Annotated in this window: 24 protein-coding genes; 18 read left to right on the forward strand and 6 right to left on the reverse strand. The window is 61.4% G+C overall.

All coding sequences use genetic code 11. From position 1 onward, the window contains the following. The first annotated feature begins 124 nt into the window (after positions 1-124). Genes speB through R1W01_RS02455 form a run of 3 tightly spaced genes read left to right on the forward strand, consistent with a single transcriptional unit; the run spans position 125 to position 2,687 of the window. On the forward strand, positions 125-1,084 hold the full coding sequence (gene speB, locus R1W01_RS02445) for an agmatinase (protein WP_297757621.1): 960 nt from the start codon (positions 125-127) through the stop codon (positions 1,082-1,084). A 26-nt stretch (positions 1,085-1,110) separates the two neighbouring features. Further along, positions 1,111-2,154 carry an aldo/keto reductase gene (locus R1W01_RS02450; RefSeq protein ID WP_297757624.1) on the forward strand — a complete coding sequence of 348 codons (1,044 nt, stop codon included), beginning with the start codon at positions 1,111-1,113 and terminating at the stop codon, positions 2,152-2,154. 50 nt (positions 2,155-2,204) lie between these two features. Then, positions 2,205-2,687 carry a hypothetical protein gene (locus R1W01_RS02455; RefSeq protein ID WP_297757626.1) on the forward strand — a complete coding sequence of 161 codons (483 nt, stop codon included), beginning with the start codon at positions 2,205-2,207 and terminating at the stop codon, positions 2,685-2,687. Here the strand turns inward: R1W01_RS02455 and R1W01_RS02460 are convergent. The 3 genes from R1W01_RS02460 to R1W01_RS02470 are packed head-to-tail and all read right to left on the reverse strand — an operon-like array spanning position 2,684 to position 5,621. Further along, entirely contained in the window at positions 2,684-3,247 is a 564-nt protein-coding gene (locus R1W01_RS02460) for a TadE/TadG family type IV pilus assembly protein (protein ID WP_297757629.1), read from the reverse strand. The genes R1W01_RS02455 and R1W01_RS02460 overlap by 4 nt on opposite strands. Positions 3,248-3,252: 5 nt before the next feature. After that, positions 3,253-3,777 carry a TadE/TadG family type IV pilus assembly protein gene (locus R1W01_RS02465; protein ID WP_243613204.1) on the reverse strand — a complete coding sequence of 175 codons (525 nt, stop codon included), beginning with the start codon at positions 3,775-3,777 and terminating at the stop codon, positions 3,253-3,255. Continuing rightward, positions 3,774-5,621: a TadE/TadG family type IV pilus assembly protein gene (locus R1W01_RS02470; RefSeq protein ID WP_297757636.1), complete on the reverse strand. Its 1,848-nt coding sequence runs from the start codon at positions 5,619-5,621 to the stop codon at positions 3,774-3,776. The genes R1W01_RS02465 and R1W01_RS02470 overlap by 4 nt, the downstream gene beginning before the upstream one ends. Positions 5,622-5,947: 326 nt before the next feature. Between R1W01_RS02470 and R1W01_RS02475 the strand changes: the two genes are divergently transcribed. The 14 genes from R1W01_RS02475 (at position 5,948) to ribD (ending at position 20,809) form a co-directional block, all read left to right on the forward strand. Beyond that, positions 5,948-7,378: a Glu/Leu/Phe/Val family dehydrogenase gene (locus R1W01_RS02475; protein WP_243613202.1), complete on the forward strand. Its 1,431-nt coding sequence runs from the start codon at positions 5,948-5,950 to the stop codon at positions 7,376-7,378. Between the two features lie 3 nt (positions 7,379-7,381). Beyond that, the gene (locus R1W01_RS02480; protein WP_297757641.1) at positions 7,382-7,972 is read left to right on the forward strand and encodes a DUF6151 family protein; all 591 of its coding nucleotides are present in this window, start codon (positions 7,382-7,384) and stop codon (positions 7,970-7,972) included. Between the two features lie 132 nt (positions 7,973-8,104). Next, a complete protein-coding gene (locus tag R1W01_RS02485; protein ID WP_243613200.1) occupies positions 8,105-9,361 on the forward strand; it encodes a sarcosine oxidase subunit beta family protein in 1,257 nt (418 codons plus the stop codon). Positions 9,362-9,374: 13 nt separating this feature from the next. Continuing rightward, entirely contained in the window at positions 9,375-9,659 is a 285-nt protein-coding gene (locus R1W01_RS02490) for a sarcosine oxidase subunit delta (protein ID WP_297757644.1), read from the forward strand. After that, the gene (locus R1W01_RS02495) at positions 9,656-12,589 is read left to right on the forward strand and encodes a sarcosine oxidase subunit alpha family protein (protein ID WP_297757647.1); all 2,934 of its coding nucleotides are present in this window, start codon (positions 9,656-9,658) and stop codon (positions 12,587-12,589) included. The genes R1W01_RS02490 and R1W01_RS02495 overlap by 4 nt, the downstream gene beginning before the upstream one ends. After that, positions 12,582-13,127 carry a sarcosine oxidase subunit gamma gene (locus tag R1W01_RS02500; protein ID WP_297757649.1) on the forward strand — a complete coding sequence of 182 codons (546 nt, stop codon included), beginning with the start codon at positions 12,582-12,584 and terminating at the stop codon, positions 13,125-13,127. Before R1W01_RS02495 ends, R1W01_RS02500 begins: the two co-directional genes overlap by 8 nt. Positions 13,128-13,172: 45 nt before the next feature. After that, on the forward strand, positions 13,173-13,478 hold the full coding sequence (locus R1W01_RS02505; RefSeq protein WP_297757652.1) for a hypothetical protein: 306 nt from the start codon (positions 13,173-13,175) through the stop codon (positions 13,476-13,478). Between the two features lie 42 nt (positions 13,479-13,520). After that, positions 13,521-15,470 carry a DNA primase gene (dnaG, locus tag R1W01_RS02510; protein ID WP_297757655.1) on the forward strand — a complete coding sequence of 650 codons (1,950 nt, stop codon included), beginning with the start codon at positions 13,521-13,523 and terminating at the stop codon, positions 15,468-15,470. Positions 15,471-15,587: 117 nt separating this feature from the next. After that, positions 15,588-17,567 carry an RNA polymerase sigma factor RpoD gene (rpoD, locus tag R1W01_RS02515; protein WP_243613194.1) on the forward strand — a complete coding sequence of 660 codons (1,980 nt, stop codon included), beginning with the start codon at positions 15,588-15,590 and terminating at the stop codon, positions 17,565-17,567. Between the two features lie 195 nt (positions 17,568-17,762). Further along, on the forward strand, positions 17,763-18,023 hold the full coding sequence (locus R1W01_RS02520) for a hypothetical protein (protein WP_297757658.1): 261 nt from the start codon (positions 17,763-17,765) through the stop codon (positions 18,021-18,023). 115 nt (positions 18,024-18,138) lie between these two features. Next, complete coding sequence (locus R1W01_RS02525; protein ID WP_243613192.1) at positions 18,139-18,558, forward strand: hypothetical protein; 420 nt, start codon at positions 18,139-18,141, stop codon at positions 18,556-18,558. Between the two features lie 56 nt (positions 18,559-18,614). Next, on the forward strand, positions 18,615-19,034 hold the full coding sequence (locus tag R1W01_RS02530; protein WP_243613191.1) for a secondary thiamine-phosphate synthase enzyme YjbQ: 420 nt from the start codon (positions 18,615-18,617) through the stop codon (positions 19,032-19,034). A 220-nt stretch (positions 19,035-19,254) separates the two neighbouring features. Beyond that, positions 19,255-19,722: a transcriptional regulator NrdR gene (gene nrdR, locus R1W01_RS02535; RefSeq protein ID WP_243613190.1), complete on the forward strand. Its 468-nt coding sequence runs from the start codon at positions 19,255-19,257 to the stop codon at positions 19,720-19,722. A 19-nt stretch (positions 19,723-19,741) separates the two neighbouring features. Then, positions 19,742-20,809 carry a bifunctional diaminohydroxyphosphoribosylaminopyrimidine deaminase/5-amino-6-(5-phosphoribosylamino)uracil reductase RibD gene (gene ribD / locus R1W01_RS02540; protein WP_243613189.1) on the forward strand — a complete coding sequence of 356 codons (1,068 nt, stop codon included), beginning with the start codon at positions 19,742-19,744 and terminating at the stop codon, positions 20,807-20,809. On the opposite strand, the gene R1W01_RS02545 is transcribed toward ribD, so the two are convergent. The 3 genes from R1W01_RS02545 to R1W01_RS02555 form a co-directional block, all read right to left on the reverse strand. After that, the gene (locus R1W01_RS02545) at positions 20,806-22,812 is read right to left on the reverse strand and encodes a capsular polysaccharide biosynthesis protein (protein WP_297757663.1); all 2,007 of its coding nucleotides are present in this window, start codon (positions 22,810-22,812) and stop codon (positions 20,806-20,808) included. The genes ribD and R1W01_RS02545 overlap by 4 nt on opposite strands. Beyond that, positions 22,812-23,900, reverse strand: a complete 1,089-nt coding sequence (locus R1W01_RS02550) for a polysaccharide biosynthesis/export family protein (protein WP_243613269.1) — start codon at positions 23,898-23,900, stop codon at positions 22,812-22,814. Before R1W01_RS02550 ends, R1W01_RS02545 begins: the two co-directional genes overlap by 1 nt. Before the next feature lie 147 nt (positions 23,901-24,047). Next, positions 24,048-25,340, reverse strand: a complete 1,293-nt coding sequence (locus tag R1W01_RS02555; RefSeq protein ID WP_297757665.1) for a capsule biosynthesis protein — start codon at positions 25,338-25,340, stop codon at positions 24,048-24,050. 125 nt (positions 25,341-25,465) lie between these two features. On the opposite strand from R1W01_RS02555, the gene R1W01_RS02560 reads away from it, so the two are divergent. Then, complete coding sequence (locus tag R1W01_RS02560; protein WP_243613186.1) at positions 25,466-26,053, forward strand: riboflavin synthase; 588 nt, start codon at positions 25,466-25,468, stop codon at positions 26,051-26,053. Positions 26,054-26,100 lie beyond the last annotated feature (47 nt).

Here is a 26,100-nt window from a genome sequence, read left to right on the forward strand (position 1 = left end):
CATGGCGGGGGGCGAGAGTCCAGCCGCTTGACGAGTAGAGCGGGCGTTTTCCCCGAACGCCCCTTGCCGGGGCCGGGAAATATGCGCAGGTTACCGGCAAAGACGACAGACCGGGGATACGCAGATGGCGGGACATGGCTATGAGACGGGGCGGCTTGACCTGCCTTTCGTGGGGATTTCGACCTTTGGCAAGCGGCCTTACGTCAGCGATTGGGACGCGATCGAGGCGGATGTGGCCGTGATGGGCGCACCGTTTGATTTCGGCACGCAGTTTCGGGCGGGGGCGCGGTTTGGGCCGCGCGGTGTGCGCGAGGCCTCGACGCTTTTTTCCTTTGGCCATGCCGGGGCCTATGACCACGAGGACGATGCGACCTACCTCCCCGAAGAGGTGCGGATCGTGGATATTGGCGATGCCGATATCGTCCATACCGACACGATGAAGAGCCACGCCAATATCGAGGAAGGCGTGCGCAAGATCCTTCAGGCCGGCGCGCTTCCGGTGGTGATCGGGGGGGATCATTCAATCAATATCCCCTGCATCAATGCCTTTGATGGCGAGGGGGATATTCATATCCTGCAAATCGACGCGCATCTCGATTTCGTCGATGAGCGCCATGGGGTGCGCTATGGCCATGGCAACCCGATGCGGCGGGCGGCGGAAAAGCCCTATGTCACCGGGCTCACGCAGGTTGGTATCCGGAATGTGTCGTCCACGGCGAAGGAAGGCTATGACGCGGCGCGGTCGATGGGGAGCGATATCCTCTCGGTGCGTCAGGCGCGCAAGATCGGGCCGGAGGGCGTCATCGCGCGTATCCCGGAAGGCGCGCGGGTTTATGTGACGATTGATATCGACGGGTTCTGTCCGTCCATCGCGCCGGGCACGGGCACGCCGAGCCATGGGGGTTTCCTCTACTATGATGTGCTTGAGATGTTGCAGGCGCTTGCCAAGCGGCATGAGGTTGTGGGCATCGACCTTGTCGAGGTGGCGCCGGACTATGACACCACGGGATCAACCTCGATCCTTGCGGCACAGGTCTTGCTCAACATGCTGGGCTTTATTTTTCACGAGCGCGCCAAGCGCTGAATGAAACGGAAAAAGGAAACGCGACAATGAAAATGAAACCGCTTGGCCGGACGGGAATCGAGGTTTCGGAGCTTTGCCTTGGGACGATGACTTTTGGCACGCAGACACCCGAGGCCGAGGCCCATGCGCAGATGGAGATGGCGCGCGATCACGGGATTAACTTTTTCGATGCGGCCGAGATGTATCCGGTCAATCCGATCAGCGCCGAGACCGTGGGCCTGACCGAGGAGATCGTCGGCAACTGGTTTGAAAAGACCGGGCGGCGGGATGAGGTCGTGATGGCGACGAAACATTCCGGGGCGGGGTTCAAACATGCGCGCGACGGGGCGCCGATTTCGGCCAAGACGATCCCGGAGGCCATTGAAGGCTCGCTACGGCGGCTGAAGACGGATGTGATCGACCTTTATCAATTCCATTGGCCAAACCGCGGCTCTTACATGTTCCGCCAGAACTGGGCGTTTGATCCGTCGCAGCAGGACCGCGCGGCGACGCTCGCACATATGGAAGAGGCGCTCGAGGCGCTTCAGGCGCAGGTCGAGAAGGGCAACATCCGCGCCTTTGGTCTCTCGAACGAGAGCGCCTGGGGCACGGCGGAGTGGCTGCGGATTGCGGGCGAAAAGGGCGGGCCGCGGGTGGCGTCGATCCAGAATGAATATTCGCTTCTCTGCCGTCTCTACGACACCGATCTTGCGGAGTTGAGCGTCAACGAGGATGTGGGGCTTTTGGCGTTTTCGCCGCTTGCGGCGGGGCTTTTGACCGGCAAGTATCAGCATGGCCGGGTGCCGGAAGGGTCGCGCATGTCGATTGTCGAGAACCTTGGCGGGCGCAAGTCGGCACGGGTCTTTGATGCGGTCGATGCCTATCTCGCGATTGCCCAGACCCATGGGATTGATCCGATCCATATGGCCATGGCCTTCACGCTTCAGCGCCCCTTCATGTGTTCCTCGATCTTCGGGGCAACGCGGATCGAGCAATTGGAGCATCTCCTGAAATGCACCGAGGTGACGCTTTCGGATGAGGTGATGAAAGACATCAATGACGCGCATCGCGCCCATCCGATGCCCTATTGAGCGCGCCCGCGCCTTGGGATAGGGCGGGGCGTCAGACGAAGGAACTTAAGATGTCGCAGGAAGTCCTTGCAGAATTGCGTGCCTCGGCGCCGCGCCGGTGGATCGGTGTGGCGATCATGGCCACGCTTGGCGGGTTGCTGATTTATATTGCGGTGGCCGTTCCGCCTGCGACCGTGCTTTGGCAGGGGTTCTTGCTCTTGCTCGGTGGGCTGTCTCTCTGGCTGGCCGAGGCGACGCGGCGGGCGACTGAGCTAACGCTGACGCTGACAGAGGAAGGGATCGTCGATAGCACGGGCGAGACCGTGGCCGAGATCGCGCAGATCGATGGGGTGAGCCGGGGGACGTTTGCTTTTAAACCATCGAACGGGTTCGTTCTCAGCCTGAAGACACGTGGCGAGGGACGTTGGCGTCCGGGCCTTTGGTGGCGCGCAGGCAAACGAGTCGGGATTGGCGGCGTGACGCCCGGGCCACAGGGTAAAATGATGGCGCAGATGATCGAGGCGTTGATTGCCGGGCGTCCTGTCGACGACTAGACGTTGTTGTCGCCATCGCTCCAGACAAGCTGGGGCGCGAAACGCGGGCGGGTGAAGATGAAGGTCTCGATCGTGTTGTCCCCGAGGCCGACATTCAGCGCCGGTTCATAAGTGGACAAGGTCTCCACCACGATGATGCTTTCTCCGGCCGCAATCGCCGGGAGACGGACGACGAAATCCGAGAGGTTCGGGGCTTGCAACTCGTCCATGTTGCCGATCGATTTCGACCATTCGAGCGAATGTTCCTGTGTCACTCCGCTATAGCTTACGACCGTGACACGAAGACCCGAGGGCGAGTCTGACTGTGCCAACAGGTCAAAGAGCTTGCGGGTGCTGCCGAGGTAGTAATCGTCAATCGCCGCGGTCTCGCGCGAGAGCATGTCGGAAATCGTGAAAGCGGCCTTTTCGGTCATGGAACGGGTCTTGTAGGCGTCGAAGAAGACGAACATCGCGATATAGGCCCACAGCAACATGGGCAGGATGATCGCCGCTTCGACGGCGACCGAGCCGCGGGTGTCATCGCGGAACTGCTTGAGGGCGGATATAAGCCTGATCCACATGTGTTTTACCTCGGTTCCTGCACGAAGGCGGAGAGCGCGAAGATCGCGACGTCGCCGTTGCTGTCTTTGTTGAGATAGGGGCCGATGCCCTGTTCCCCGAACATCGGTGTGATCTTGGCACAGGCGCGCAGGATCATCAGCTCGTTGTCCATGCCGTTCTCAAAGGTTGTCAGAGGCTGGGTTTCCTCAGCTTGGTTGGTGCAGGTCGTGCGACTGGGCAGGTCGCTCCAGGCGCGCATGTCGACGATTTGCATTTCGAGCATGAGATTCTCGGTGCAGTCCTTCACCACGGCGTTTTCGGCGCAGATCCGACGGCGGATCTCGTCATGGTCGGGGGCGGTGCCCGTTGATAGCCGGATGTCGCGCACAACCACATCGAGGGCGCGCTCAAGCAGTGCCGAACGCATTGTAATGATGCCGATGTCGATGGCCGAAACCATGATCCAGAAGAAGAGCGGGAACATGATCACGAATTCGATCGAGGCATGACCGCGATCGTCCCGGCGGAATATGGTCAGCAGGCGTTTCATTGGGTCAACTTCAGCTGGGCGATGGAAGAGGCGATGGCCGAGAAGGCATCGGAGATTTCAAGCCCGTCCACATCGAAATAATGCGCGTCGGTGCTGGCACAGTCTTTGAGCACGGCGCGCCCGTTGGAGGGGGCTTCGAAACCGATGGTGAAGACCACGATGTTCTTGGCCTTGGCGGCGTCACAGATCGCCTTGGTGCGGGCGTTCTTGGTCGAGTTGCCGATGGATTTGCGCACGTCGTAGAACCAGTCGTCCCAGGCGTCATTGTCATTCATCCAAGGCTCGTAGTGCTCTTCGACGTTCCACTCGAGAGAGGTATAGGCCCAGAGATCGGGGTATTGCAGCTGGATCGCTTCGCCGTTCTCGGAAACGGTTGTCGTGATCTCCTCATAGGAGGTCTGGTTGCCCCACTTCTTACATTGGCCCTTGCGCCAGCCCCGCGTGTAGTAGCGTTTACAATAGGTTTCGACATGCTCGATCCATTCGGTCGTCGTGATCTCGCCGTTGCCATAGGGGTGATCGTACCAGCCTTCCTGCCAGTCGCCATTCTGGTCGTTGTGACCGGGCCAGTAGTAGAGCTCGTCGGTGTAGTCGTCGTTGTCGTTGCTGTCGTAGATATCCGTGCCGACATAGACGGAATAGATCTCTTCCTGATCGTTCCACCAGATGTTGGACGCCCCCGAGCGGAAGTCATCGTGCACATAGTATTGGCTCGTGTTCTGACCATCGGTCATGAGCACGATCACTTTGAGCGCATCGCCATCCTCGTAGCGGGTTGGGCGGTCTACGAAATCATCAGAAATCACGTCCTCGTCGATCAGGTAGTCGATGATGTCCTGGGTCGAGGGGTCAAGCATCGCAACGCCCCATTTCATCCCGACGTCAATCGACGTATTGCCACCGGCCCAGAGGCCGTTGATGTAGTTCTTGAGCGTGGTCTTGTTCTTCTCCAGCGCCATGATCTCGCTGCCGCTATCGGTGCGGCATACCGGTGTCTGAACCAATTGTTTGGGATCATTGTCGCGCCCGTCATAATCGCTCCACGGGCTGAAATGCATGGCTTGGGTCCAGCGCTCGTCTGGGTCAAGCTCGGTCGTGTCGAAGTCTGCCGCGTCGAAATGGATGCAATGCGAATAGCCTTGCTGGTTCGCCGCTGCTTCCACACCGCTCGCGTTCGGATTGATGACGGTGTCCACGTCCATATTGCCGGAAATCGAGGCGTTGAGCGTATCGAAGAGCTTTTTCGAGGCGGACACCTGGGTCGCGTAGGGGACGATGGAGATCGAAAGTTTGCCGTCCTCGGTATTGGCATCCATCGTGTCGATGAAGTCCTTGGCGGCGACCTTGAGGTTCGACAGGCGGCTGTTGCTGTTCATGGAGCCGGATACGTCGAGAACGAGGGAGATCTCGACGCCGCCGATCCGTTCCTCGGCGCGACCCGCAGCGACAGCGCTCAACGTGTCGATCCCGGCGAGTTTCATGAAGTTGGTCTTGGTGTCGCGCTTGGCGCGGGCGGTGACGACGCGGTAGTTCAGCCCGGTGTCATCGTCGAGATAGGTCAGTGTTTCGCTCAGGTTGGATTTGGCGAAATAGTCACGCACCACGGATTTGGGGTCGAGGGTCTGGCCCATATCGGCGGCGGCGAGCACGGCGCGGTCAAGCGTGTGCTGCATCCGGGTGCGGTTCATTTCCGAGCGCATAAGGTCGATGCCGATCCCGCCCACGAGCAGAATGATCAGAAAAAGGAATACTGAGAACCCGACGAGCACACCGCTTTCATCATGACGAAAACGGGAAAGCCGTTCGCGCACGGCGTTGATGGTCTTGGTTGTCTTGGTCGGCATTTTCTTCACCTGAGCTTCTTGACGCGAAGGTAAATCGAGCGACTCGACGCACTTCGGCCCTAGCTGAATATCCCTTTCAAATGGGGCGGAACTTGGGCTGAACTGGCGCGGGAATGGGGTTTTCGCACAAATTTTCCTCATATTTACAAGGGCGTGAGGACAATTGCCGGGTTTCTGATGTGATTGTTTCGAAATGGGGTTCTGCCAAAAATACAGGCAGTTTGTTGTTTTTCCCCCTCGCAATTCGGACGCAGGTCTTTGTAGGGTCGCAGGGAGGGGTGCGGCATCGAGTCGCGCAAATGACGTGGCTGAGGGAGGCCGTAGACATGACAATTCCAAAAGAGCCGAGTTTTCGCGAGAGCGTAGACCTCATGTTCAACCGCGCGGTGGCGTTGATGGACCTGTCGCCCGGGCTTGAAGAGAAAATCCGGGTCTGCAACGCGACATATACCGTTCGCTTTGGTGTGCGACTGCGTGGGGAAATCCATACGTTCACTGGCTATCGCTCGGTTCATTCCGAGCATAAGGAGCCGGTCAAGGGCGGCATCCGCTATGCCAGCGCGGTGAACCAAGACGAGGTCGAGGCGCTGGCGGCGCTGATGACCTATAAGTGCGCCCTGGTCGAAGCGCCGTTCGGCGGCTCCAAGGGCGGGCTTTGCATCGACCCGCGCCAGTATGACGAGCACGAGCTTGAGCGGATCACCCGACGGTTCGCCTATGAGCTTGCCAAGCGTGACATGATCCATCCATCGCAGAACGTCCCGGCGCCGGACATGGGAACGGGCGAGCGCGAGATGGCGTGGATCGCTGACCAATATGCGCGGATGAACACGACCGATATCAACGCGGTCGCCTGTGTGACCGGCAAACCGCTCAATGCGGGCGGCATCGCGGGACGTGTCGAGGCGACGGGGCGCGGCGTGCAATATGCGCTGCGCGAGTTCTTCCGTGACCCGCGCGACATGAAGAAAGCCGGTCTGACCGGGACGCTCGAGGGGAAGCGCATCATCGTGCAGGGCCTTGGCAACGTGGGCTTTCACGCGGCGAAGTTCCTGAGCGAAGAAGATGGTGCAATCATCACCGGGATCATTGAGCATGATGGCGCCCTGTTCAGCGAAAAGGGTCTCGATGTTGAGGCGGTGCGGGCGTGGATCGTCAAACATGGTGGCGTCACGGGGTTCCCGGATGCGCTTCATAGCGAAGACGGTGCGTCGGTTCTCGAGAGCGAATGCGATATCCTGATCCCGGCGGCGCTTGAGGGGGTTATCAACCTTTCCAACGCTGCGCGGATCAAGGCGCCACTCATCATCGAAGCGGCTAACGGCCCGGTGACAGCGGGCGCGGATGAAGTGCTGCGCGACAAGGGCACGGTCATCATCCCGGACATGTATGCCAACGCGGGCGGCGTGACGGTCTCGTATTTTGAATGGGTCAAGAACCTCAGCCATATCCGCTTTGGCCGGATGCAGCGCCGCCAGGAAGAGGCGCGCCACCAGCTTGTGGTGGACGAGCTTCAGAAGATCTCTGAGGCAATGGGCAACACCTATACGCTTTCCGATAGCTTCAAGCAGAAGTACCTGCGCGGGGCGGATGAGCTTGAGCTTGTGCGCTCGGGGCTCGATGATACGATGCGGATCGCCTACCAGTCGATGCGCGATGTCTGGCACGAGCGTGGCGACGTCGACGATTTGCGCACGGCGGCCTATCTCGTGGCGATCGACAAGGTGGCCGCAAGCTATCGGGCGAAAGGGCTCTGACACATGGGTGACATTCCGTTCTCCTGCACGTGCGGCACCGTCAACGGCAGGCTTGTGGATATTGACAAGAAAGCGGGCAGCCGGATCACCTGTTATTGCAAGGATTGCCAGACAGCGGCGCATGCGCTTGGGCGTTCGGACTTGTTGAATGCGCGGGGTGGGTCGGACATCTACCAGACCACCCCCGCCCATATTCGCATCGACGAGGGCGCGACGCATGTGGCCTGCCTGCGCCTCTCTCCCAAGGGGCTGATGCGTTGGTATGCCGAGTGCTGCAACACGCCGTTGTTCAACACGCTGCCCAGTCCGAAGCTTTGTTTCTCGGGCGTGCTTGTGCATACCGTGGCGGAGGAGGCGCGCGACCCGCTTGGGCCGCTGACTGCCGAGACCTTTACCGAAGGTGCGACGGGCGAGGGGCCACCGGTGCGCAAATACGGATTTGCGCGCACGGGGTTCAACATCATGCGGCGGCATTTGCGGGCAAAGCTTGGTCGTGCGGCGACGATGGCACCGTTCTTTGATGCGGATGGTGCGGCGACATGTACGCCGCGTGTCCTGACGCTTGAAGAGCGCAACGCGGCGTGCCCGGACTAGCGCCTGACTTCGTGGCGAGTTGGTCGCTGGTAGACAGGTTCCTGTCGAAAACTTCGGATTGGCGGGCGGTCGCCCATTGCTAAGCTCGGCGGGACTTGGTTCAGTCGGGTCAGACGATGTGTGGAGGACAAGATGCGGTTTTCCGGCTTGCGGGTTCTCAAGGAGGGCCTCAGCGGTAACAAGGGATGGCAGGCGCATTGGCGCGATGCGCAACCCAAACCCGCCTATGACATGATCATTATCGGCGGCGGCGGGCATGGGCTTTCGACGGCCTATTACCTTGCCCGTAACCACGGGATTACGAATATCGCAGTGCTGGAGAAGGGCTATCTTGGCGGCGGCAATGTCGGGCGCAATACGACGATCGTGCGCGCCAACTACTTTCTTCCGGGCAATTCGGAATTCTATTCACATTCACTCAAGCTCTGGGAGGGGCTTGAGGAAGAGCTGAACTACAACGTGATGCATTCGCAGCGGGGACTCATCAACCTGTTTCACAGCGACGGGCAGCGCGATGCCTTTGCGCGGCGCGGCAATGCGATGGTCAATCAAGGCGATGACGCGATCCTTCTCGATAAGGCCGGGGTGCGCAAGCATCTGCCTTATCTCGATTTTGAACAGGCGAGGTTCCCGATCTATGGCGGGCTCTATCATCCGCGCGGCGGCACGGCGCGTCATGATGCGGTCGCCTGGGGGTATGCGCGCGGGGCGTCGGAACGGGGCGTCGACCTGATCCAGAACTGCGAAGTCACAGGCATTGATATTGAGGGCGGCGTCGTCAAAGGCGTGCGGACGACCAAGGGGCCAATCAAGGCGGGCAAGGTTGGGATCGTTGTCGCCGGGCGCTCTGGTCAAGTGGCGGCGATGGCGGGGCGGAGCCTGCCTGTCGAGAGCCATATCTTGCAGGCCTTTGTCACCGAGGGGCTCAAGCCCGTGATTGATCATGTGGTGAGTTTCGGCATGGGGCATTTCTATATCAGCCAGTCCGACAAGGGCGGGCTGGTGTTTGGCGGCGACCTTGATTTCTATGCCTCCTATGCGAGCCGCGGCAACCTGCCGATGGTGGAGCATGTGATGGAGGCGGGGATGACGCTCATGCCGATGATCGGCAAGGCAAAGATCCTGCGAAGTTGGGGCGGGATCATGGACATGACCCCGGATGGCAGCCCGATCATCGACAAGATGGACGGGATCGAGGGGCTTTATATCGATTGTGGCTGGAACTACGGCGGGTTCAAGGCGGTGCCGGCGTCGGGCTGGTGCATGGCGCATCTGATGGCCACGAACACGCCCCACGAGGTCGCCGAGAAGTTCCGCCTCGACCGGTTCCGGACGGGGATCAACATCATGGATGAAGAGGGCACCGGCTCTCAGCATAACCTGCACTGAGGAGGGACACACCATGCGGATCAAATGCCCCCTCTGTGGGGAACGTGACAGGCGGGAATTCTACTACGTGGGCGATGCGGTGCTTCTTGAGCGGCCGGACCCGGATGCGGGTGACCATGCTTGGGACACTTATTTGCATCTTCGGGACAACCCAGCGGGTGTCACGCGGGACCTTTGGTATCACGAGGGGGGCTGTGCGGCTTGGGTTGTCGTGACGCGCAATACGGTCACGCATGAAATCCTGAAGACCGAACTTGCCGAGAAACGCAGGCGCAAGCTCGTGGAGGGCGCGTCATGAGGATTGCGGGAAAAGGACTTGTCGATCACGGCGCGCCGGTGCGGTTCAGCTTTGACGGAAGGCAGCTAGAGGGATTTCAGGGCGATACTCTGGCCTCGGCGCTTTTGGCCAATGATGTGAAGCTTGTCGCGCGGTCGTTCAAGTATCACCGTCCGCGCGGCATCATGGGGGCGGGCAGCGAGGAAGCCAGCGCGCTTGTCACCATTGGGAGCGGCGCGACGCAGGATCCGAATGTGCGCGCGACGGTGCAGGAAATCTACGATGGCCTCTCGGCGCACTCGCAGAATTGCTGGCCGTCGCTCAACTATGACCTCCTGAGCGTGAATGACCTTTTCGCGCCCTTCCTTGGTGCGGGGTTCTACTACAAGACCTTCATGTGGCCCAAGGTGTTTTGGGAAAAGCTCTATGAGCCGGTCATTCGCCGCTCGGCAGGGATCGGGGCGCTGAGCGGGAAGGCGAATGCGGAGTATTACGAGAAGGCGTTTGCCTTCTGTGATCTGCTGGTGATCGGCGCGGGGCCTGCGGGGCTTATGGCGGCGCTGACGGCGGGGCGCGCCGGGGCGGATGTGATCCTCTGTGACGAGGACAGCCTTCTTGGTGGGCGGCTCAATGGTGAGACGTTCGAGGTCGGTGGCATGGCCGGATCCGATTGGGCGGCAGAGACCGTGCGGGAACTCGAGAGCCTGCCCAATGTGCGGGTCATGTCGCGCACCTCTGTCACAGGGGCCTATGACCAAGGCACCTATGGCGCGCTTGAGCGGGTGTCGCATCATGTTGCGGCGCGCGAGGGGCGGCCGCTCGAATGTTTCTGGCGGATTGTGGCCAAGCGCGCGGTGCTTGCGGCGGGGGCGATTGAGCGGCCCGTGGCCTTTCCCAACAATGACCGGCCCGGCATTATGACGGCGAGCGCGGTGCGCACCTATCTCAACCGATATGGCGTGGCGCCAGGGCAGCGTGTCACGATCTTTGCCAATAATGACGATGCCCATCGCACGGCGCGCGATCTTGTCGATGCAGGCGTGCATGTCGCCGCCGTGATCGACAGCCGCGCGGAGGCGCCGGAGGGCGCGGGCTATGAGGTTATCAAGGGCGCGGAGGTTTGTGGCAGCGAGGGGCGCAAGGCGCTTGAGGCGGTGAGCTATCGGCGCGCCGATGGCAGCGTCGACAAGGTCCAGACCGATTGCCTTGCCATGTCGGGCGGGTGGAACCCGACGGTGCATATGACGTGCCACATGAACGGGCGGCCGAATTGGCATGGCGGCATCCATTCTTTCGTGCCTGTGCCGGGAGCCATTCCGGGGTTGGAGGCCGTGGGCGCGTGCAACGGCGCGTTTTCGACACATCGGGCCTTTGTCGAAGGCGCCGAAGCGGCGCTTCGGGCGCTGGGCGATCTGGGTGTGAAGGCAAAGAAATCCGTGGTGCCTGAGAGTGAGGATAGCCCCTACAGGATCGAGCCGCTTTGGGCGGTTGCGGGCAAGGGGCGCGCGTGGCTCGATTTCCAGAATGACGTGACGGTCAAAGATGTGCAGGGCGCGGCACAGGAGAATTTCCGCTCGGTCGAGCACATGAAGCGGTACACGACGCAGGGCATGGCACCGGATCAAGGCAAGAACTCGAATGTTGCAGCGCTTGCGGTTCTTGCCGATGCGACGGGGCGCGGGATCGAAGAGACGGGCACGACGACTTTCCGCCCGCCTTTTGTTCCGGTCGCCATCGCGGCGTTTGGCGCGGGCGGGCAGGGCACGGGCTTTGCGCCGCAACGCCATACGACGAGTCACGCCGAGAGCGTCCGGCGCGGAGCGCCGATGATCGAGGCAGGGCTTTGGTATCGTCCGAGCTATTTCCCGGTGACGGGCGAGCGCACGTGGCGGCAAAGCTGTGACCGCGAGGTCAACATGGTGCGTGGCACGGTCGGGGTCTGCGATGTCTCGACCCTCGGCAAGATCGACATTCAAGGCAAGGACGCGGGCCAATTCCTCGATTTCGTTTATGCCAACACGTTCTCGACACTGAAGCCCGGCAAGGTGCGCTATGGGTTGATGTTGCGCGAGGACGGGTTTGTCATGGATGACGGCACGACGGCGCGGATCGCGGAGGATCATTTCGTGATGACCACGACCACCGCGGCGGCGGGGCAGGTGATGCGCCATCTCGAATATGTGCATCAGTGCCTCTGTCCTGATCTCGACGTGGCGATGATCTCGGTGACGGAGCAATGGGCGCAGTTCGCCGTTGCCGGGCCGAAATCGCGCGAACTCCTGAATGGGATCGTGGCGGAAGAAATCGACAATGAGAGCTTTCCCTTCATGGGCTGCGGGCCGGCCACGATTGGCGGTGTGGCGGGGCGGTTGTTTCGGATTTCCTTTAGCGGCGAACATGCCTACGAGATCGCGGTCCCTGCGCGCTATGGCGAGAGCCTGTTCAAGCTCTTGCTCGAGCGCGCCGAAGTGATGGGCGGCGGGGCCTACGGGATGGAGGCGCTCAACGTGCTTCGGATCGAGAAGGGCTTTATCACCCATGCGGAAATCCATGGCCGGGTGACGGCGTATGATATCGGCATGGGACGGATGGTCAGCGCCAAGAAGGACTGTATCGGCAAGACGATGAGCGAACGCCCCGGCCTTTCGGGCGAAGAGCGCGAGCAGTTGGTCGGGCTGATGCCGGTGGGCGTTGTGAAACAGATCACGGCAGGGGCGCATTTGTTTGAGCCGGGCGCCGAGCCGGTGCGCAGCAATGCGCAAGGCTATGTCACTTCGGTCTGTTTCTCTCCGACGCTTGAAACGTCGCTGGGGCTTGCGTTCCTGCGCAATGGGCGGGCGCGGCATGGCGAAGAGATCACGATGGTCGATCATTTGCGTGGCGTGACCACACGCTGCAAGGTCTGCGATCCGGTGTTCCTTGATCCCGAAGGAGGGCGTGTGCGTGGTTGAGTTGGTTGCGAAATCCCCCTGTGGCGGGCGTTTGCCGGTCGAGCATGGCGCCTCACGATTGAGCGAGGTCGCGATGACCTGCCTGACCTCTCTTCAGCCGAAGCAGGGTCAGGAGAAGGCGCTTTCGCAGGCGCTCAAATCCGCGCATGGCATGGTGTTTCCCGCGCCAAACCGGGCGACGGGTAAGGAGGGGGCGCGGGCGATTTGGATTGGCAAGGGGCAGGCGATGCTTGTCGGGCCGGAGCCGGATACGGGTCTTGCGGCCCATGCGGCGATGACGGACCAGTCGGACGCCTGGGCGATGGTGCGGCTTGAGGGAGCGGCGGCGGAGGACGTGCTGGCGCGGCTGGTGCCGGTTGATCTGCGCCAAACGGTGTTCAAACGCGGCCATTCGGTGCGCACGATGTTGCAGCATATGAGCGTGTCGATCACCCGGATAAGCGACGAGGCGTTTTTCATTCTTGCCTTCCGATCCATGGCCGGAACGCTTGTTCACGATCTCGAGACCGCGATGAAAGGGGTTGCCGCGCGCCGGTGAGCCTGACATTTTCGGCGCAGTCCGAATGACAAAGGTACCAGACATATGCGTTTTCTCGTTCCCGTCACCGTCGCTTTTTTCGCCGCGACCCTGTCCCCCGCGCTCGCCGATCAGAAGGCCGAGTGTCAGATGCAGGCTGATATCGTGAACCGGGCAGTGGCACTTCGGCAAGATCGTGTGCGCGAAAAGAAAGCGGTCGAGATGATGAGCTCGGGAGAAGATGCGGCCGTGGCCGCCAAGTACGTTGCCGCCGTGCCGCATATCGTCGATTGGGTCTACAACACGCTCAAGCGCAAAGACCTCAAGAATGATCCGGGCGCGGCCTACTACGAGACCTGCGTCAAGCAGTAAGGGCGTCTGGACGGGGCGCAGCACCGCGCCTATATTCGCTCCATGAGCCTGCCCCCCGGATTCCTGGATGAACTGCGTAGCCGTACGAGCCTGACCCATGTGGTCGGTCGTAAGGTCATGTGGGATCAGCGCAAATCCAATCAGGGCAAGGGCGACATGTGGGCGCCGTGCCCCTTTCATCACGAAAAAACCGCGTCATTTCATGTAGATGACCAGAAGGGCTATTACTATTGCTTTGGCTGCCATGCCAAGGGCGATGCGATTTCCTTTGTCCGTGAGACCGAGAATGTCGACTTTATGGAGGCGGTGCGAATCTTGGCCGAGGAGGCCGGGATGCAGATGCCTGCGCGCGATCCGCAAGCGCAGGAAAAAGCCGATCGACGCACCGAGCTGGCCAATGTCATGGAGCAGGCGGTGCAGTTCTTTCGCTTGCAACTCAAGACTGGCGGCGGCGCGGCGGCGCGCGACTACCTCGATGGGCGAGGATTGTCCGAGGCGGCGCGGGATCGGTGGGAAATCGGCTTTGCACCGGATGGCTGGCAGGGGCTCTGGGACCATCTGACCGGTAAGGGTGTGGCGGAGGATTTGATCCTTGGCTGTGGTCTTGCCAAGCCTTCGAACAAGGGCAAGCGGCCCTATGATACGTTCCGCAACCGGATCATGTTCCCGATCCGCGACGCGCGGGGGCGCTGTATCGCCTTTGGCGGGCGGGCGATGGACCCCAATGACAACGCCAAGTACCTCAACAGCCCTGAGACCGAATTGTTCGACAAGGGGCGCAGCCTTTACAATCACGGGCCTGCGCGAGAAGCGGCGGGCAAGGGCCAGCCGCTTATCGTGGCCGAGGGCTATATGGATGTGATCGCGCTTGCCGAGGCGGGGTTCGGCGCGTCCGTGGCGCCGCTTGGCACGGCGGTGACGGAAAATCAGTTGGAACTGTTGTGGCGGATTTCGCCCGAGCCAATCATCGCGCTTGATGGTGATACGGCGGGGCTTCGGGCGGCGATGCGGGTGATCGATCTTGCGCTGCCGCTTCTTGAGGCGGGGAAATCCCTGCGGTTCGCCCTGATGCCAGAGGGGCAGGATCCGGACGATCTCTTGCGCGCCAAGGGGCCCGCGGCGGTTCAGGCCGTGCTCGATCAGGCAAAGCCGATGGTCGATCTTCTTTGGCAGCGCGAGATCGAGGGGAAGGTCTTTGACAGCCCCGAGCGCAAAGCCGCACTCGACAAGACATTGCGTGACAAGCTCAAGCTGATCCGCGATCCGTCGATCCGGGGCCATTATGGCGAGGCGATCAAGGAGCTACGCTGGTCTCTGTTCCGGCCGCAGCGGTCGGTCACGTCGAAGGGACCATTCAAAGGATGGACGCCGAAACCCGTCGTGCAAAGCCATACCAAGGCCTCCATGTTGGCCGCCGCGCAGGGCGCGGTCGAACAGCAATTGCGCGAGGCGGTGGTCTTGGCGGTGGTGCTTTCGACGCCGGAGGTGCTTGACGATTTCGACTATGAGATCGAACGCATGGAGTGCCGCCACTCGGAAAATGCGCGGTTGCGCGACGCTCTGTTGCGCTTTGCCAACACAGCCGATCCGAAAGCTGCGATTGAAGGTGCGCTTGGACCGGAGGCGGTTGAAACGCTCTTGGGGCATCCCCATGTGGCGATTACCCCTGCGGTACGTCATCCGGGCGATGCCGATCTGGCGCGGCAGACGTTGGTCGAGGAATTGGCCAAGATGAAGACGACAAGTGGTCTTCTGGCCGAGGTCGCGGAAGCCGCCGAAGACCTTATGGGGGTTGCAGATGAGGCCGTGACATGGCGTCTTGGTCAAGCGGCGGAGGCGCGCAATAACGCGCTTCGGGTGCGTCAGGAGGACGCCGCCGAGTATGAACAAGCCCCCAATGGCGTGGCAGTAGATCGCGAGGAGCGCGAGGCGCTCGACGCGTTGACCAAGGGAATCGATTTCACCAAGGGCGGACGCGGACGAGGCCGATGAGTCACTTTGGTGAGGAACAGGTAAAGAAAACAGGGTAAACGGGTGTGCGAATCACCAGATCGCGCTATTGATTCGGGTTAAACCGAATCACCCACGCCCTTTCCGCAGGAGCACCGCATGGCCGCAAAAGACACCGACGACCAGAAGCCCGCCGATCAGGAAGCGGAGATCTCGCTCGATATGAGCCAGGCCGCCGTCAAGAAGATGATCGCCGAGGCGCGGGAGAAGGGGTACATCACCTACGACCAGCTCAACCAGGTCTTGCCCCCCGAGCAGGTCAGTTCCGAGCAGATCGAAGACGTGATGTCGATGCTGTCGGAGATGGGCATCAACATCATCGAGGACGAAGAGGCCGAGGAGGAGGAGCAGAAATCCACCGCCGTGGTCGATACTTCGTCGTCCAACCGCGAAGTTGCGCTCGGTTCGGGCACCACTGAGAAACTTGACCGTACCGATGACCCGGTGCGCATGTACCTGCGCGAGATGGGGTCGGTCGAGCTTTTGAGCCGTGAAGGCGAGATCGCGATTGCCAAGCGGATCGAAGCCGGCCGCAACACGATGATTGCGGGGCTTTGCGAAAGCCCGCTGACCTTCCAGGCGATCACCATCTGGCGCGACGAACTTCTGTCCGAGGAGATTCTTCTACGCGACGTGATCGACCTCGAGGCGACGTTTGGCAATCAGATGGGCGAAGATGAGGAAGAGCCCGTCGTCGAGACCGCCAATGTCGACAGCGCCCCGAAGAAAGAAGAGCAGGGCCCAGAGCTTGATGCCGATGGCAACCCGATTGCCAAGGATGATGACGATGACGAGGACGAGCAGGCGAACATGTCGCTTGCCGCGATGGAGGCCGCGTTGAAGCCCCGCGTCCTCGAAACTTTGGACCAGATCGCGCAGGATTATGCGCTTCTGTCGGACATGCAGGATGTGCGGATTTCCGCGACGCTTAACGAGGATGACAGCTTCTCGGAAGGCGAAGAGAAGAAGTACCAGAAACTGCGTTCGGAGATTGTGCTTCTGGTGAATGAGCTTCACCTGCATAACAACCGCATCGAGGCGCTGATCGACCAGCTTTACGGGATCAACCGCCGCGTGATGCAGATCGACTCGTCCATGGTCAAGCTTGCCGACCAGGCGCGCATCAACCGTCGCGAGTTCATCGAAGCCTATCGTGGCCGTGAGCTTGATCCCACATGGCTCGACGAAATGGCGCAAAAGCCGGGCCGCGGCTGGCAGATGTTTATGGAGCGCTCGACCGATAAGGTCGAAGAGCTGCGCGCCGACATGGCGCAGGTGGGTCAGTATGTCGGTCTCGACATCTCGGAATTCCGCCGCATTGTGCAGCAGGTCCAGAAGGGCGAGAAAGAGGCGCGTCAGGCCAAGAAAGAGATGGTCGAGGCGAACCTGCGACTGGTGATCTCGATTGCCAAGAAATACACCAACCGCGGCTTGCAGTTCCTTGACCTTATTCAGGAAGGCAACATCGGCCTGATGAAGGCCGTCGACAAGTTCGAGTATCGCCGGGGCTACAAGTTCTCAACCTACGCGACGTGGTGGATCCGTCAGGCGATCACCCGCTCGATTGCCGACCAGGCGCGCACGATCCGTATTCCGGTCCACATGATCGAGACGATCAACAAGCTTGTCCGCACCGGGCGCCAGATGCTGCACGAGATCGGTCGCGAACCGACGCCGGAAGAGCTTGCCGAGAAGCTTCAGATGCCGCTCGAGAAAGTGCGCAAGGTGATGAAGATCGCCAAAGAGCCGATCTCTCTCGAGACGCCGATTGGCGATGAGGAAGACAGCCAACTTGGCGATTTCATCGAAGACAAGAACGCGGTTCTGCCGCTGGATTCGGCGATTCAGGAGAACCTGAAGGAAACGACGACACGGGTGCTCGCCTCGCTCACGCCGCGTGAGGAGCGGGTGTTGCGGATGCGGTTTGGCATCGGCATGAACACCGACCACACGCTTGAAGAGGTGGGGCAGCAGTTCAGCGTGACACGCGAACGGATCCGTCAGATCGAAGCCAAGGCGCTGCGCAAGCTCAAACACCCGAGCCGCAGCCGGAAGCTTCGCAGCTTCCTCGACCAATAGGAAACAAGGCGCCCCGCGGGGCGCCTTTTTCGTTGCCGGGAAAGAGCGGAAAAGCGCCGATATGCGGCACGGACCGATCCGAATTTTCGATACAGGATCAGGAGGTTGGTGTATTCCGAGCTATGGCGGCGCGGTTGCCGTCTGCGGCCCTTGTTCCAAGGGGCCGCCGCCATGTTTTCACAAGGAAAATCAGACATGGAAAAAACCAAGACCCCGCTCACCGAAGAGCAAAAAATGCGGCGCCGGGTTGCCCGCCTGATCGGGCGCACCGCCTGGTTCCAGGAATTCAGGGCGCAGCATCCCACAGCCTCCAAGCAGGAGCGTGATGCCGCGTGGAAGGACGCTCGCAAAGCGGCGACCAAGCGCGGCGCCCGGCTTGTCAGGGTGCTGGCGAAAAAAGGCTATAGCCTAAGCTACTCACCGGTTGAGACAGCGGCCGCTGACGCCGCCGATTAAACAACGCTGGCCTGCCCCAAAAGGGCGGGCCTTTTCCGTCCAGTGCCGAAGGGTTGGCGTTCGCGGGCTGTGGCACTAGGTAATGAAAAGGCATTGGAAAGAGAGGGCCGTTACAATGTGGAACCCGTTGAAGGCCGCGGTTGCGTTCTGCCTTGTCGCCAGCACAGGGACAGCCCAGACGATGCGTCCGGATCCGACGTGGAAAATCAACCCGCTGCCGGGAGATGCGCGTTTCGAAGTGGTTGAAGGCTTGCAAGGTGGCGATCTTCGGATCTGGTGCGAAGCAGGGCGCTATGCGTTGCGGGAGCTTGGGGCTGGCGCCACGGATCGTCTCTATGTTGAGACCCCGCGCGCAGTGGCCAAGACAGAGCGCGGCTATGGGGTTGGGTTTACCCTTGCGCCGAGTGCTGGTCTTCTTGCCAATGCGGCGCGGCCGGGGGACGGCGGCAACTACTCGTTACGGTTTGATTTCGCCGGGTTCAACATCTCGGTTGGCAATGCGCGCGGGCTTTGCACTTACGAAATGGATTGGTAGGCCGCAGTCGGGCAAAATCGCTGGGCAAGGGGCGGACGCTCTGGCAGGGTTGCGCCATGCAGACTGTGTTTCAGATTTCAACGCGGGGGCAGGGCCTCTACGAGTTCACCGGCGATGTCACCACTTGGGTGCGCGAGGCGGGACAGGTGGATGGTGTTTTGACGCTTTTCGTGCGCCACACCTCTTGTTCTCTGTTGATCCAAGAGAACGCGGACCCCGAAGTGCAAACAGACCTGCGGAATTTCTTTCATCGGCTCGTGCCACCGACGACCGATCCGTCGATGGCCTATCTGACGCACACCTATGAAGGCCCTGATGACATGCCGGCCCATATAAAGGCGGCGATGATGCCGGTCTCCCTCTCCATCCCGGTCAGTGGAGGGCGGCCTGTCCTTGGCACATGGCAGGGCATTTACCTTTTCGAACATAGAAATGCGCCGCATACGCGAAGCGTAGCGGCGCACTTGGGACGTTGAATTGGAATTCGGGGCGGGAAACCCCTGTCTTACATTTAGAGATAGCTCTGACGCGGCAGAGTTACAGGGGGAAAGGCAAAGATTTTTCCCTCTGTCGCTTATCTTGGGGGTCTATTTCCCCTCTACCCAAACCCTAGCGGCTCGCCTATAGTGCCTGTGGATAAGTTGGGAGCATACCCAACACCCAATGAGGCGGAAAAGACGAGAGAAGGGGAAGGCCATGCGCTGCCCGTTTTGCGGAAATATCGACACACAGGTAAAGGACTCGCGGCCAGCCGAGGACCATGTCTCCATCCGGCGGCGCCGGTTCTGTCCGGCCTGCGGCGGACGGTTCACGACTTATGAGCGGGTGCAGCTGCGCGATCTGGTGGTCGTCAAGACCAATGGTCGCCGCGAAGATTTCGACAGAGACAAGCTCGAGCGGTCGATCCGCATCTCGATGCAGAAACGCCCGGTCGAGCCGGAGCGTATCGACCAGATGATTTCCGGCATCGTGCGCCGGCTTGAGAGCATGGGCGAGACGGATATTCCTTCGAAGACGATCGGCGAGATCGTGATGGAAGCCTTGGCGCGGATTGATACCGTCGCCTACGTGCGCTTTGCCAGCGTCTACAAGAATTTCCAGGCAGCAGACGATTTCGACAAGTTCGTCTCGGAACTGCGGCCCGAGCCGCCGGTGGAGGGATAAACTGTCCGACCGTCGCTATATGGCGCTCGCTCTTGAACTGGGGCGGCGGGGTCAGGGGCGCACCTGGCCCAACCCGGCGGTGGGCTGTGTCCTTGTGAAAGAGGGGCGGATCGTCGGGCGCGGCTGGACCCAGCCGGGCGGCCGGCCGCATGCGGAGCCTGTGGCGCTGGCGCAGGCCGGTGCCGCGGCGAAAGGGGCGACGGCCTATGTCACGCTCGAACCCTGCGCTCACCATGGCAAGACACCGCCCTGCGCCGAAGCGCTCATCGCGGCAGGGGTGGCGCGCGTTGTCGTGGCGCTTGAGGATCGCGACGACAGGGTGTCCGGCAAAGGGTTCGAAATGCTACGCGCGGCGGGGATCGTTGTTGAGACGGGTGTCTGCGCCGAAGAGGCCGCGCGCGATCTCAAGGGGTTCTTCCTACGCGTTGACGAGGGGCGCCCCTTCCTGACATTGAAACTCGCGGCGTCGCTCGATGGGCGGATCGCCACGGCGACAGGCGAGAGCCAGTGGATCACCGGGCCAGAGGCGCGACGCATGGTGCACGCCATGCGCGCGCGCCATGATGGGGTGATGGTCGGCGCGGGCACGGCGCGGGCGGATGATCCTTCGCTCACGGTGCGCGATCTTGGCGTTTCGCATCAGCCGGTGCGCATTGTGGTGTCACGGCGGCTCGACGTGCCGCTTATGAGCAATCTCGCCAAGACGGCCAAGGATGTGCCGGTTTGGATCGTGCATGGCGAGGACGCGGACCCGACGCTGCTTCGGACTTGGGAAGATCTTGGGGCTGAGCTCTTGGTTTGTGAACGTGAAGCGGGGCATCTAGCGCCTGCGGGCGTGTTGCGGGCGCTAGGGGAAAAGGGCCTGACGCGGGTGTTCTGCGAAGGCGGCGGGGCCTTGGCGGCGTCGCTTCTTGGTGCGGGGGTCGTGGATGAGCTTGTGACCTTCAACGCCGGGATGGCGCTTGGCGCCGAAGGCTATCCGGCGATTGGCGCGATGGGCGTGGAGCGGTTGGGCGCGGCGCCGCGCATGCGCCTTGTCGAGCAGCGGCGTTGTGGCGCGGACCTGATGGCTATTTGGCGGCCTTAGCGGCGCCAGAGGGCGGCTTTTGAGGCAAACACGCCCTGAAGTTTTGACACAAGACGATTGGCAAGGCCCGGATGCGGGATAGCGCCCGTGGCGAGACGGTCGAGGATCGTCTCGACGGGGCAGGGACGGCCAGTCATCGGGTCGAGATAGCGCGGATAGTCGATCAGCGCGGCATGGACGAGACAGAGAAGCGGCACATCGACCCCACGCCGGGCCGGAACCGGACCGCGATCCTCTGTGAGGCCCCAACCGGCATAGAACGGTGCGCCAAAGGTGACCACCCGTCGCCCGCGCATGAGCGCTTCGAATCCGGTGCCGGAGGTCATGGTCCAGACCTCGTCCACGGCGTCGAGCAGGCGCGCCATATCGACGTTCTCGACGATCTGATCCGCAAAGGCATCTGCGTCAGGTACGGCCCCGACGCGGAGACCTGCGCTCACGTCCGGGTGCGGCTTGTAGAGGATTACGGCGTCTGGGTTGGCGGCGCGCACTTCGGCAAGGAGGGCAGAATTGGTGCGGATCGCACCTGCGCCAAGAAGGATTGAGGCGTCGTCCTCGACCTGTCCGGGCACAAGGATGCGATGGCCCTCGGGCAGATCGGGGAGATCGGTGCCGATATTATACTTGCTCAGACCGAGGCGACCCACGGCGTCGATAAGGCGTTCGGCGCGCAGGGATTGGTCAGGGCGCAATTCGGCGCGCTCGGCGATGAGCGCCTCAAGGCGGCTTGGGCCTGTGGGATCATAGTAGATGCCGAGGTCGTCCAGCGCGAGAGAGAGCGGCGGCACCAATTCCGCGCCAAGTCCGCGCGAGCGCAGAAATCCATCTTCGACCCGCACCGCGCCTTCCGGCCCGTCCTTCAGGCCCCAGACCATCTCGCGTCGCGCGCTGGCGGGCTTGTCGAACGTGACGGGGGTGTGGCGGCCAAAGAAACGCTGAAGCTGGCGGCGCTTCCAGAGCCGCATACCATGCGCGTTCCATCCCTTGTGATCCTCACGCCAGGCGCGCGCCTCTGCCTCGAGCTGGTCGATCACCGTTTCGATCTCGCAGAGTGCATCCCGGCTCGGGTCATACCAGAGCGGGTAGAGGATCATCGCGGCGGCAAAGAGCTGTGCGCGTGTCAGGCTGCGCTGGCGGCGAGGGACGGGGCGTTCGTCAGTCGTCAGGCCCCAGCCCGCGTAGAAGGGCTGGCCAAAGACGCGCGGTTTGTGCCCGGCAAAGATCGCCTCGAAGCCGATTTGTGAGGAGACGGTATAGACCCCGACCGCGCCTTCGAAGAGCGCCCAAGGGGAATAGGGCGCATCGATGAGAGTCACGCGGTCGGTCTCGTCCTCGGCATTGAAATATCCGGGGCGATGGCCCTGCGCGGTCTCGGGGTGGGTCTTGATGAGGACGCGGCAGCCGGGGTGTTCCTCCTGCGCGAAGACGAGCATCTCGCGGAAGGCGGCGTCGTCGGCACCGCTCGCCGTGACGGAGGCGTCGCCGCGCGTCTGGTCGATCACGAGGACATAGCCCGGTTCGGGATGTGGCAGGGTCGGATCGACGGCGCAATACTTGGTCAGGTGCGCTTCGCGGATGCGAGCGATGGCGGCGCGGGCGCGGTTGAGGAGCGCGGTATCGTCAAGTGGAGCGGTCGCGAGAAGCGTCTCGAGATCGGTCGGCTCGCTGGGGTCGAAATGCGGCGCGGTGCTGTCGAGGAAGAGCCCCATGGGGGGCTGCTTGCCCGCACGTCCGGGAAAGAGTGAACGCAGGAAGGCGTCTTCGACGAAAAGGCGCCCGGTGCCGTGTTTCTCGGCCATGGCAAGACCGCGCCATGCGGTCGGGCTTTGGCCCCAGATCGCAACGAGATCGTCCTCGCCGGGCCGCCCTATGCGAAGGTCATACCCGGCAAGAGAGAGCATCCGACGCAAGCGCCTCTGTAAGAAGAAGCCGCCGTTGAATGCGAAAAGCCGCCGGCGCATCTCTGCGTCGGCGGCGTGCGGCGCGGTGGGCGCCGGTGTCATTAGTTGAGGCCACCGAACGAACCGATGGTATCGGCCGAAGTGAGTGTACCGGTGAAGGCTGCAATGGTTTTGTTCCACGTGGTGATCGGCGCTTCGGTCACATAGAGCGTATCACCGTCGCGCACCACGAAGTCACGCGCCACGAACATGCCGTTCGGGCGGGTGAGGTCGAGCACGTAGACCATGCGCTGTGCCCCGACGAGATCGTTTCGGCCAAGCACTTGGTTAGAGATGTCCTCGGCCTCGTTGCGGAAGATGAAGACGCCTGTCGGATCGCCGACCGCGGCCTGGATGCCGCCAACCTGGGCGATGGCTTCGATGGCGGACATGTTCTTGGTTTCGAAATTCACACGGCTCTGGGCGCCGGTGGCACCAAGCGAGGTAAAGGCGCGGGTGTCTTCCTCGATCAGGATACGGTCGCCGCCGCGCAGCGCGATGTCGAGTTCGGGGTTTTCATAGAGATCCTGAAGCCAGATCTGGCCCCGTGTGTTGCCGCGCAACACGGTCACACGGGCAATTTCGGGCGCGATGGTCACACCGCCGGCCTTGGCGAGCATCGCCGAGAGCGTGCGGGTCGGCCGTTCGATGGGATAGACGCCCTGGCCGCCGATGGAGCCGACAAGCGACACGGTCGCCCCGTCGCCCGCGACACGGCGGACTTCGACCTGTGGATCGGGGGTTTGTTCTTCGAGCTTGCCGCTGATGACGCGACGGATCGATTCCGGGGTGTTGCCCGCGGCGCGGATGCGGCCCGCGTAAGGTACGAAAATAAATCCTGCGCCATCGACCTGCACTTCGTTCAGCACGGCCGCGACCTGCCCCTCGGGGCCAAGCAGCGGCTTGTCGACGTTTTCCCAGATGGTGAGCGAGAGGATGTCACCGGGTCGGATCGTATCGGAGCCAAGCTGGCTGGCGCGTTTGAAGTTTTCGGAAAAGCCAAGCGCCGGGACCACTGCCGTGGTGCGCGTCACACGGTCATTGACTGCCACGATAAAGGCGTCGCCTTCGCGTTGCACAGACCCCGCGTAGATTTCCCGTTTGTTCGGACCTGCCCTCGGCAGAAGGTCACACGACGAGACCATGGACATAGCCGCCATGATCGCCACGGCTTTCGCCCAGCGTTTTGCCAAGATTTTCACTGCTCGGTCTCCTCGACCTATTATTATTCTGCCTTAGGCTTTTTCTCTAAACTACCGGAATCCGAAATGAAAATCCAGCGCTAGACCTAGTGTGCGTCACTTTACCAAACGCAACAATTGCCTTGGGGCGGCCTTGCCAGACTTCAACGCGTCATAGGGATCCTCTGACGATAGCATCATGTCGACCAAGTGGCGCATCAACAAACGGCGTCCGCGCGCAGAGTAGAACCCGCCCGCGATCTGGCTCGTCTCGAGCAGGAAGCGGCGATAGGTCTTGTAGGCGCGGGAGTTCGGGCGCACCGCGGCGGCGAAGAACTCGGGCAGGGGCTGATCGCTGACGAATTCCGGCTTGTCAAAGACCGCCTTGCCGAAAAGCCGGATCGGGATGCCACGCCAGAGCACCTGTTGCGCGGAGGTGGAGTTGACGGTGATCGCACTCCGGGTTTCGTTGAGAAGCTGTGCGAGTTTGCCGCCCCGCACATAGTGCACGCGGTCGCAAAGATCGTGCAGGCGGCAGAGGCGTTTCAACTCGCGCCGGACCGGGGCGCGGCCATCTTCGAGAGGATGGGCCTTGAAGACGAGGTGATGATGGGCCGGGGCACTTTGGGCGAAGGCGGTCATCACCAGTTCGAGGAACTCGGTCATGGAGTTGAAAGGGGAGTGCTCTTGAAAGCTGCTGTCATGCTCGAGCTGCAGGAGGACGAGGTGATAGGGTGCGCCGCCATACTTGATCCGAAGTGTCGCGATGCGGCGTTCGATCGCATGGAACGGCATCAGCAGAAGGCGGCGGAGGTAGAGTTGAAACTCACGCGCGACCGAGAGGGCGCGGTGAGGGCGGAAGTTGCGGTAGGCATGGTTCGTAAACATGACGAACCAATGGTAGAGCGCACCATAGAAGACATGATGGCGCATATCGCCCCAATGGCCGGGCGGCAGGGGAATGTCCGTGTCGGAGCCTTCGAGTGCCGTGCGCATGTCGTCGATGGACATCTCCATCAGGCGCGAATGGCCGTTGGAACCGTCGCGTTCATAGGTGATCCAGTAGGGGCGCAGGTAGCCTTCCTCAAACACATGCACCGTCAGCCCGGCGGTGCGGGCGCGTTCGATGGCCGTCGCATGGATGCTACGCACATCCCCGTAGAGCACGATATCGGTCACGCCTTTGTCGGCAACGATGGCATCGAACCGATCGGCCCAATCCTCTTGCGGATCGGTGTAGGGGATGTAGGTCTTGCGTTCGGGCCAGAAGACACGGTCCCCGGCATTAAATCCGACGCGCCAGACAGAGGCGCCAGACCGGCGCAACATCTTGCCCAGCTTATGAAAAAAAGGACCGTGCGGGCCTTGGAGGAACAGGAAGACCCTGTCGCTGCCACTCGAAATTGCCATGTTGATCTGCTTATCTACAAATTCTTGCCAACAGGTTAGCGTGTTCGAATGGCAAAAGTAAGGCGTCTTGCGGAGGCGGGGGACGCGGGGTAGGTCTGGGGCAGGTTGTCCAGGGAGAGCAGGGAATGTTCACAGGGATCATTACGGATATTGGTGAGGTGCGGGCGCTGGAGAAGCGCGGCGATCTCAAGGCGCGGATCGGCACCGGATATGACACGGCTACGATTGATCTTGGCGCGTCGATTGCGAGCGATGGGGTATGTCTCACGGTGATCGAGATCGGCCCCGATTGGTATGATGTCGAGATCAGTGCCGAGACCGTCTCCAAGACCAACCTAGGGGATTGGCAGGTTGGCAAACGAGTCAATCTTGAACGTGCGCTCAAGGTCGGCGACGAGCTTGGGGGGCATATCGTGTCGGGCCATGTGGATGGTGTGGCAGATATTGTGGCGATGAACGACGAAGGGGATTCCACCCGCGTGACGCTCCGGGCGCCGGAAGCCCTTGCGAAGTTCATTGCGCCGAAAGGGTCGGTGGCGCTCAACGGCACCTCGCTGACGGTCAACGAGGTTGAGGGCTGCGACTTTGGGATCAACTTTATCCCGCACACCAAGGACGCCACCACATGGGGCGATGCGAAGGTCGGAGACCGGGTCAATCTTGAGATCGACACGCTTGCGCGCTATGTCGCGCGGCTTGCCGAAATGCGCTAGAATCCAACGTCGGTATCACGTCGGTATTGCGTCTGTATCGCGGTGGT

Source organism: Shimia sp. FJ5, assembly GCF_032918335.1.
GTDB classification, from domain to species: Bacteria; Pseudomonadota; Alphaproteobacteria; order Rhodobacterales; family Rhodobacteraceae; genus Shimia; species Shimia aestuarii_A.

Excerpts from the sequence above, each read along its gene's own strand:
- R1W01_RS02555 (WP_297757665.1), bottom strand. The coding sequence starts at position 25,340 with ATGGCAATTTCGAGTGGCAGCGACAGGGTCTTCCTGTTCCTCCAAGGC.
- R1W01_RS02450 (WP_297757624.1), top strand. The coding sequence starts at position 1,111 with ATGAAAATGAAACCGCTTGGCCGGACGGGAATCGAGGTTTCGGAGCTT.
- speB (WP_297757621.1), top strand. The coding sequence starts at position 125 with ATGGCGGGACATGGCTATGAGACGGGGCGGCTTGACCTGCCTTTCGTG.
- R1W01_RS02485 (WP_243613200.1), top strand. The coding sequence starts at position 8,105 with ATGCGGTTTTCCGGCTTGCGGGTTCTCAAGGAGGGCCTCAGCGGTAAC.
- R1W01_RS02550 (WP_243613269.1), bottom strand. The coding sequence starts at position 23,900 with ATGTCCATGGTCTCGTCGTGTGACCTTCTGCCGAGGGCAGGTCCGAAC.
- R1W01_RS02545 (WP_297757663.1), bottom strand. The coding sequence starts at position 22,812 with ATGACACCGGCGCCCACCGCGCCGCACGCCGCCGACGCAGAGATGCGC.
- rpoD (WP_243613194.1), top strand. The coding sequence starts at position 15,588 with ATGGCCGCAAAAGACACCGACGACCAGAAGCCCGCCGATCAGGAAGCG.
- R1W01_RS02470 (WP_297757636.1), bottom strand. The coding sequence starts at position 5,621 with ATGCCGACCAAGACAACCAAGACCATCAACGCCGTGCGCGAACGGCTT.
- R1W01_RS02495 (WP_297757647.1), top strand. The coding sequence starts at position 9,656 with ATGAGGATTGCGGGAAAAGGACTTGTCGATCACGGCGCGCCGGTGCGG.
- R1W01_RS02490 (WP_297757644.1), top strand. The coding sequence starts at position 9,375 with ATGCGGATCAAATGCCCCCTCTGTGGGGAACGTGACAGGCGGGAATTC.
- R1W01_RS02525 (WP_243613192.1), top strand. The coding sequence starts at position 18,139 with ATGTGGAACCCGTTGAAGGCCGCGGTTGCGTTCTGCCTTGTCGCCAGC.
- R1W01_RS02480 (WP_297757641.1), top strand. The coding sequence starts at position 7,382 with ATGGGTGACATTCCGTTCTCCTGCACGTGCGGCACCGTCAACGGCAGG.
- R1W01_RS02465 (WP_243613204.1), bottom strand. The coding sequence starts at position 3,777 with ATGAAACGCCTGCTGACCATATTCCGCCGGGACGATCGCGGTCATGCC.
- R1W01_RS02475 (WP_243613202.1), top strand. The coding sequence starts at position 5,948 with ATGACAATTCCAAAAGAGCCGAGTTTTCGCGAGAGCGTAGACCTCATG.
- nrdR (WP_243613190.1), top strand. The coding sequence starts at position 19,255 with ATGCGCTGCCCGTTTTGCGGAAATATCGACACACAGGTAAAGGACTCG.
- ribD (WP_243613189.1), top strand. The coding sequence starts at position 19,742 with ATGGCGCTCGCTCTTGAACTGGGGCGGCGGGGTCAGGGGCGCACCTGG.
- R1W01_RS02460 (WP_297757629.1), bottom strand. The coding sequence starts at position 3,247 with ATGTGGATCAGGCTTATATCCGCCCTCAAGCAGTTCCGCGATGACACC.
- R1W01_RS02520 (WP_297757658.1), top strand. The coding sequence starts at position 17,763 with ATGGAAAAAACCAAGACCCCGCTCACCGAAGAGCAAAAAATGCGGCGC.
- dnaG (WP_297757655.1), top strand. The coding sequence starts at position 13,521 with ATGAGCCTGCCCCCCGGATTCCTGGATGAACTGCGTAGCCGTACGAGC.
- R1W01_RS02455 (WP_297757626.1), top strand. The coding sequence starts at position 2,205 with ATGTCGCAGGAAGTCCTTGCAGAATTGCGTGCCTCGGCGCCGCGCCGG.
- R1W01_RS02530 (WP_243613191.1), top strand. The coding sequence starts at position 18,615 with ATGCAGACTGTGTTTCAGATTTCAACGCGGGGGCAGGGCCTCTACGAG.
- R1W01_RS02560 (WP_243613186.1), top strand. The coding sequence starts at position 25,466 with ATGTTCACAGGGATCATTACGGATATTGGTGAGGTGCGGGCGCTGGAG.
- R1W01_RS02505 (WP_297757652.1), top strand. The coding sequence starts at position 13,173 with ATGCGTTTTCTCGTTCCCGTCACCGTCGCTTTTTTCGCCGCGACCCTG.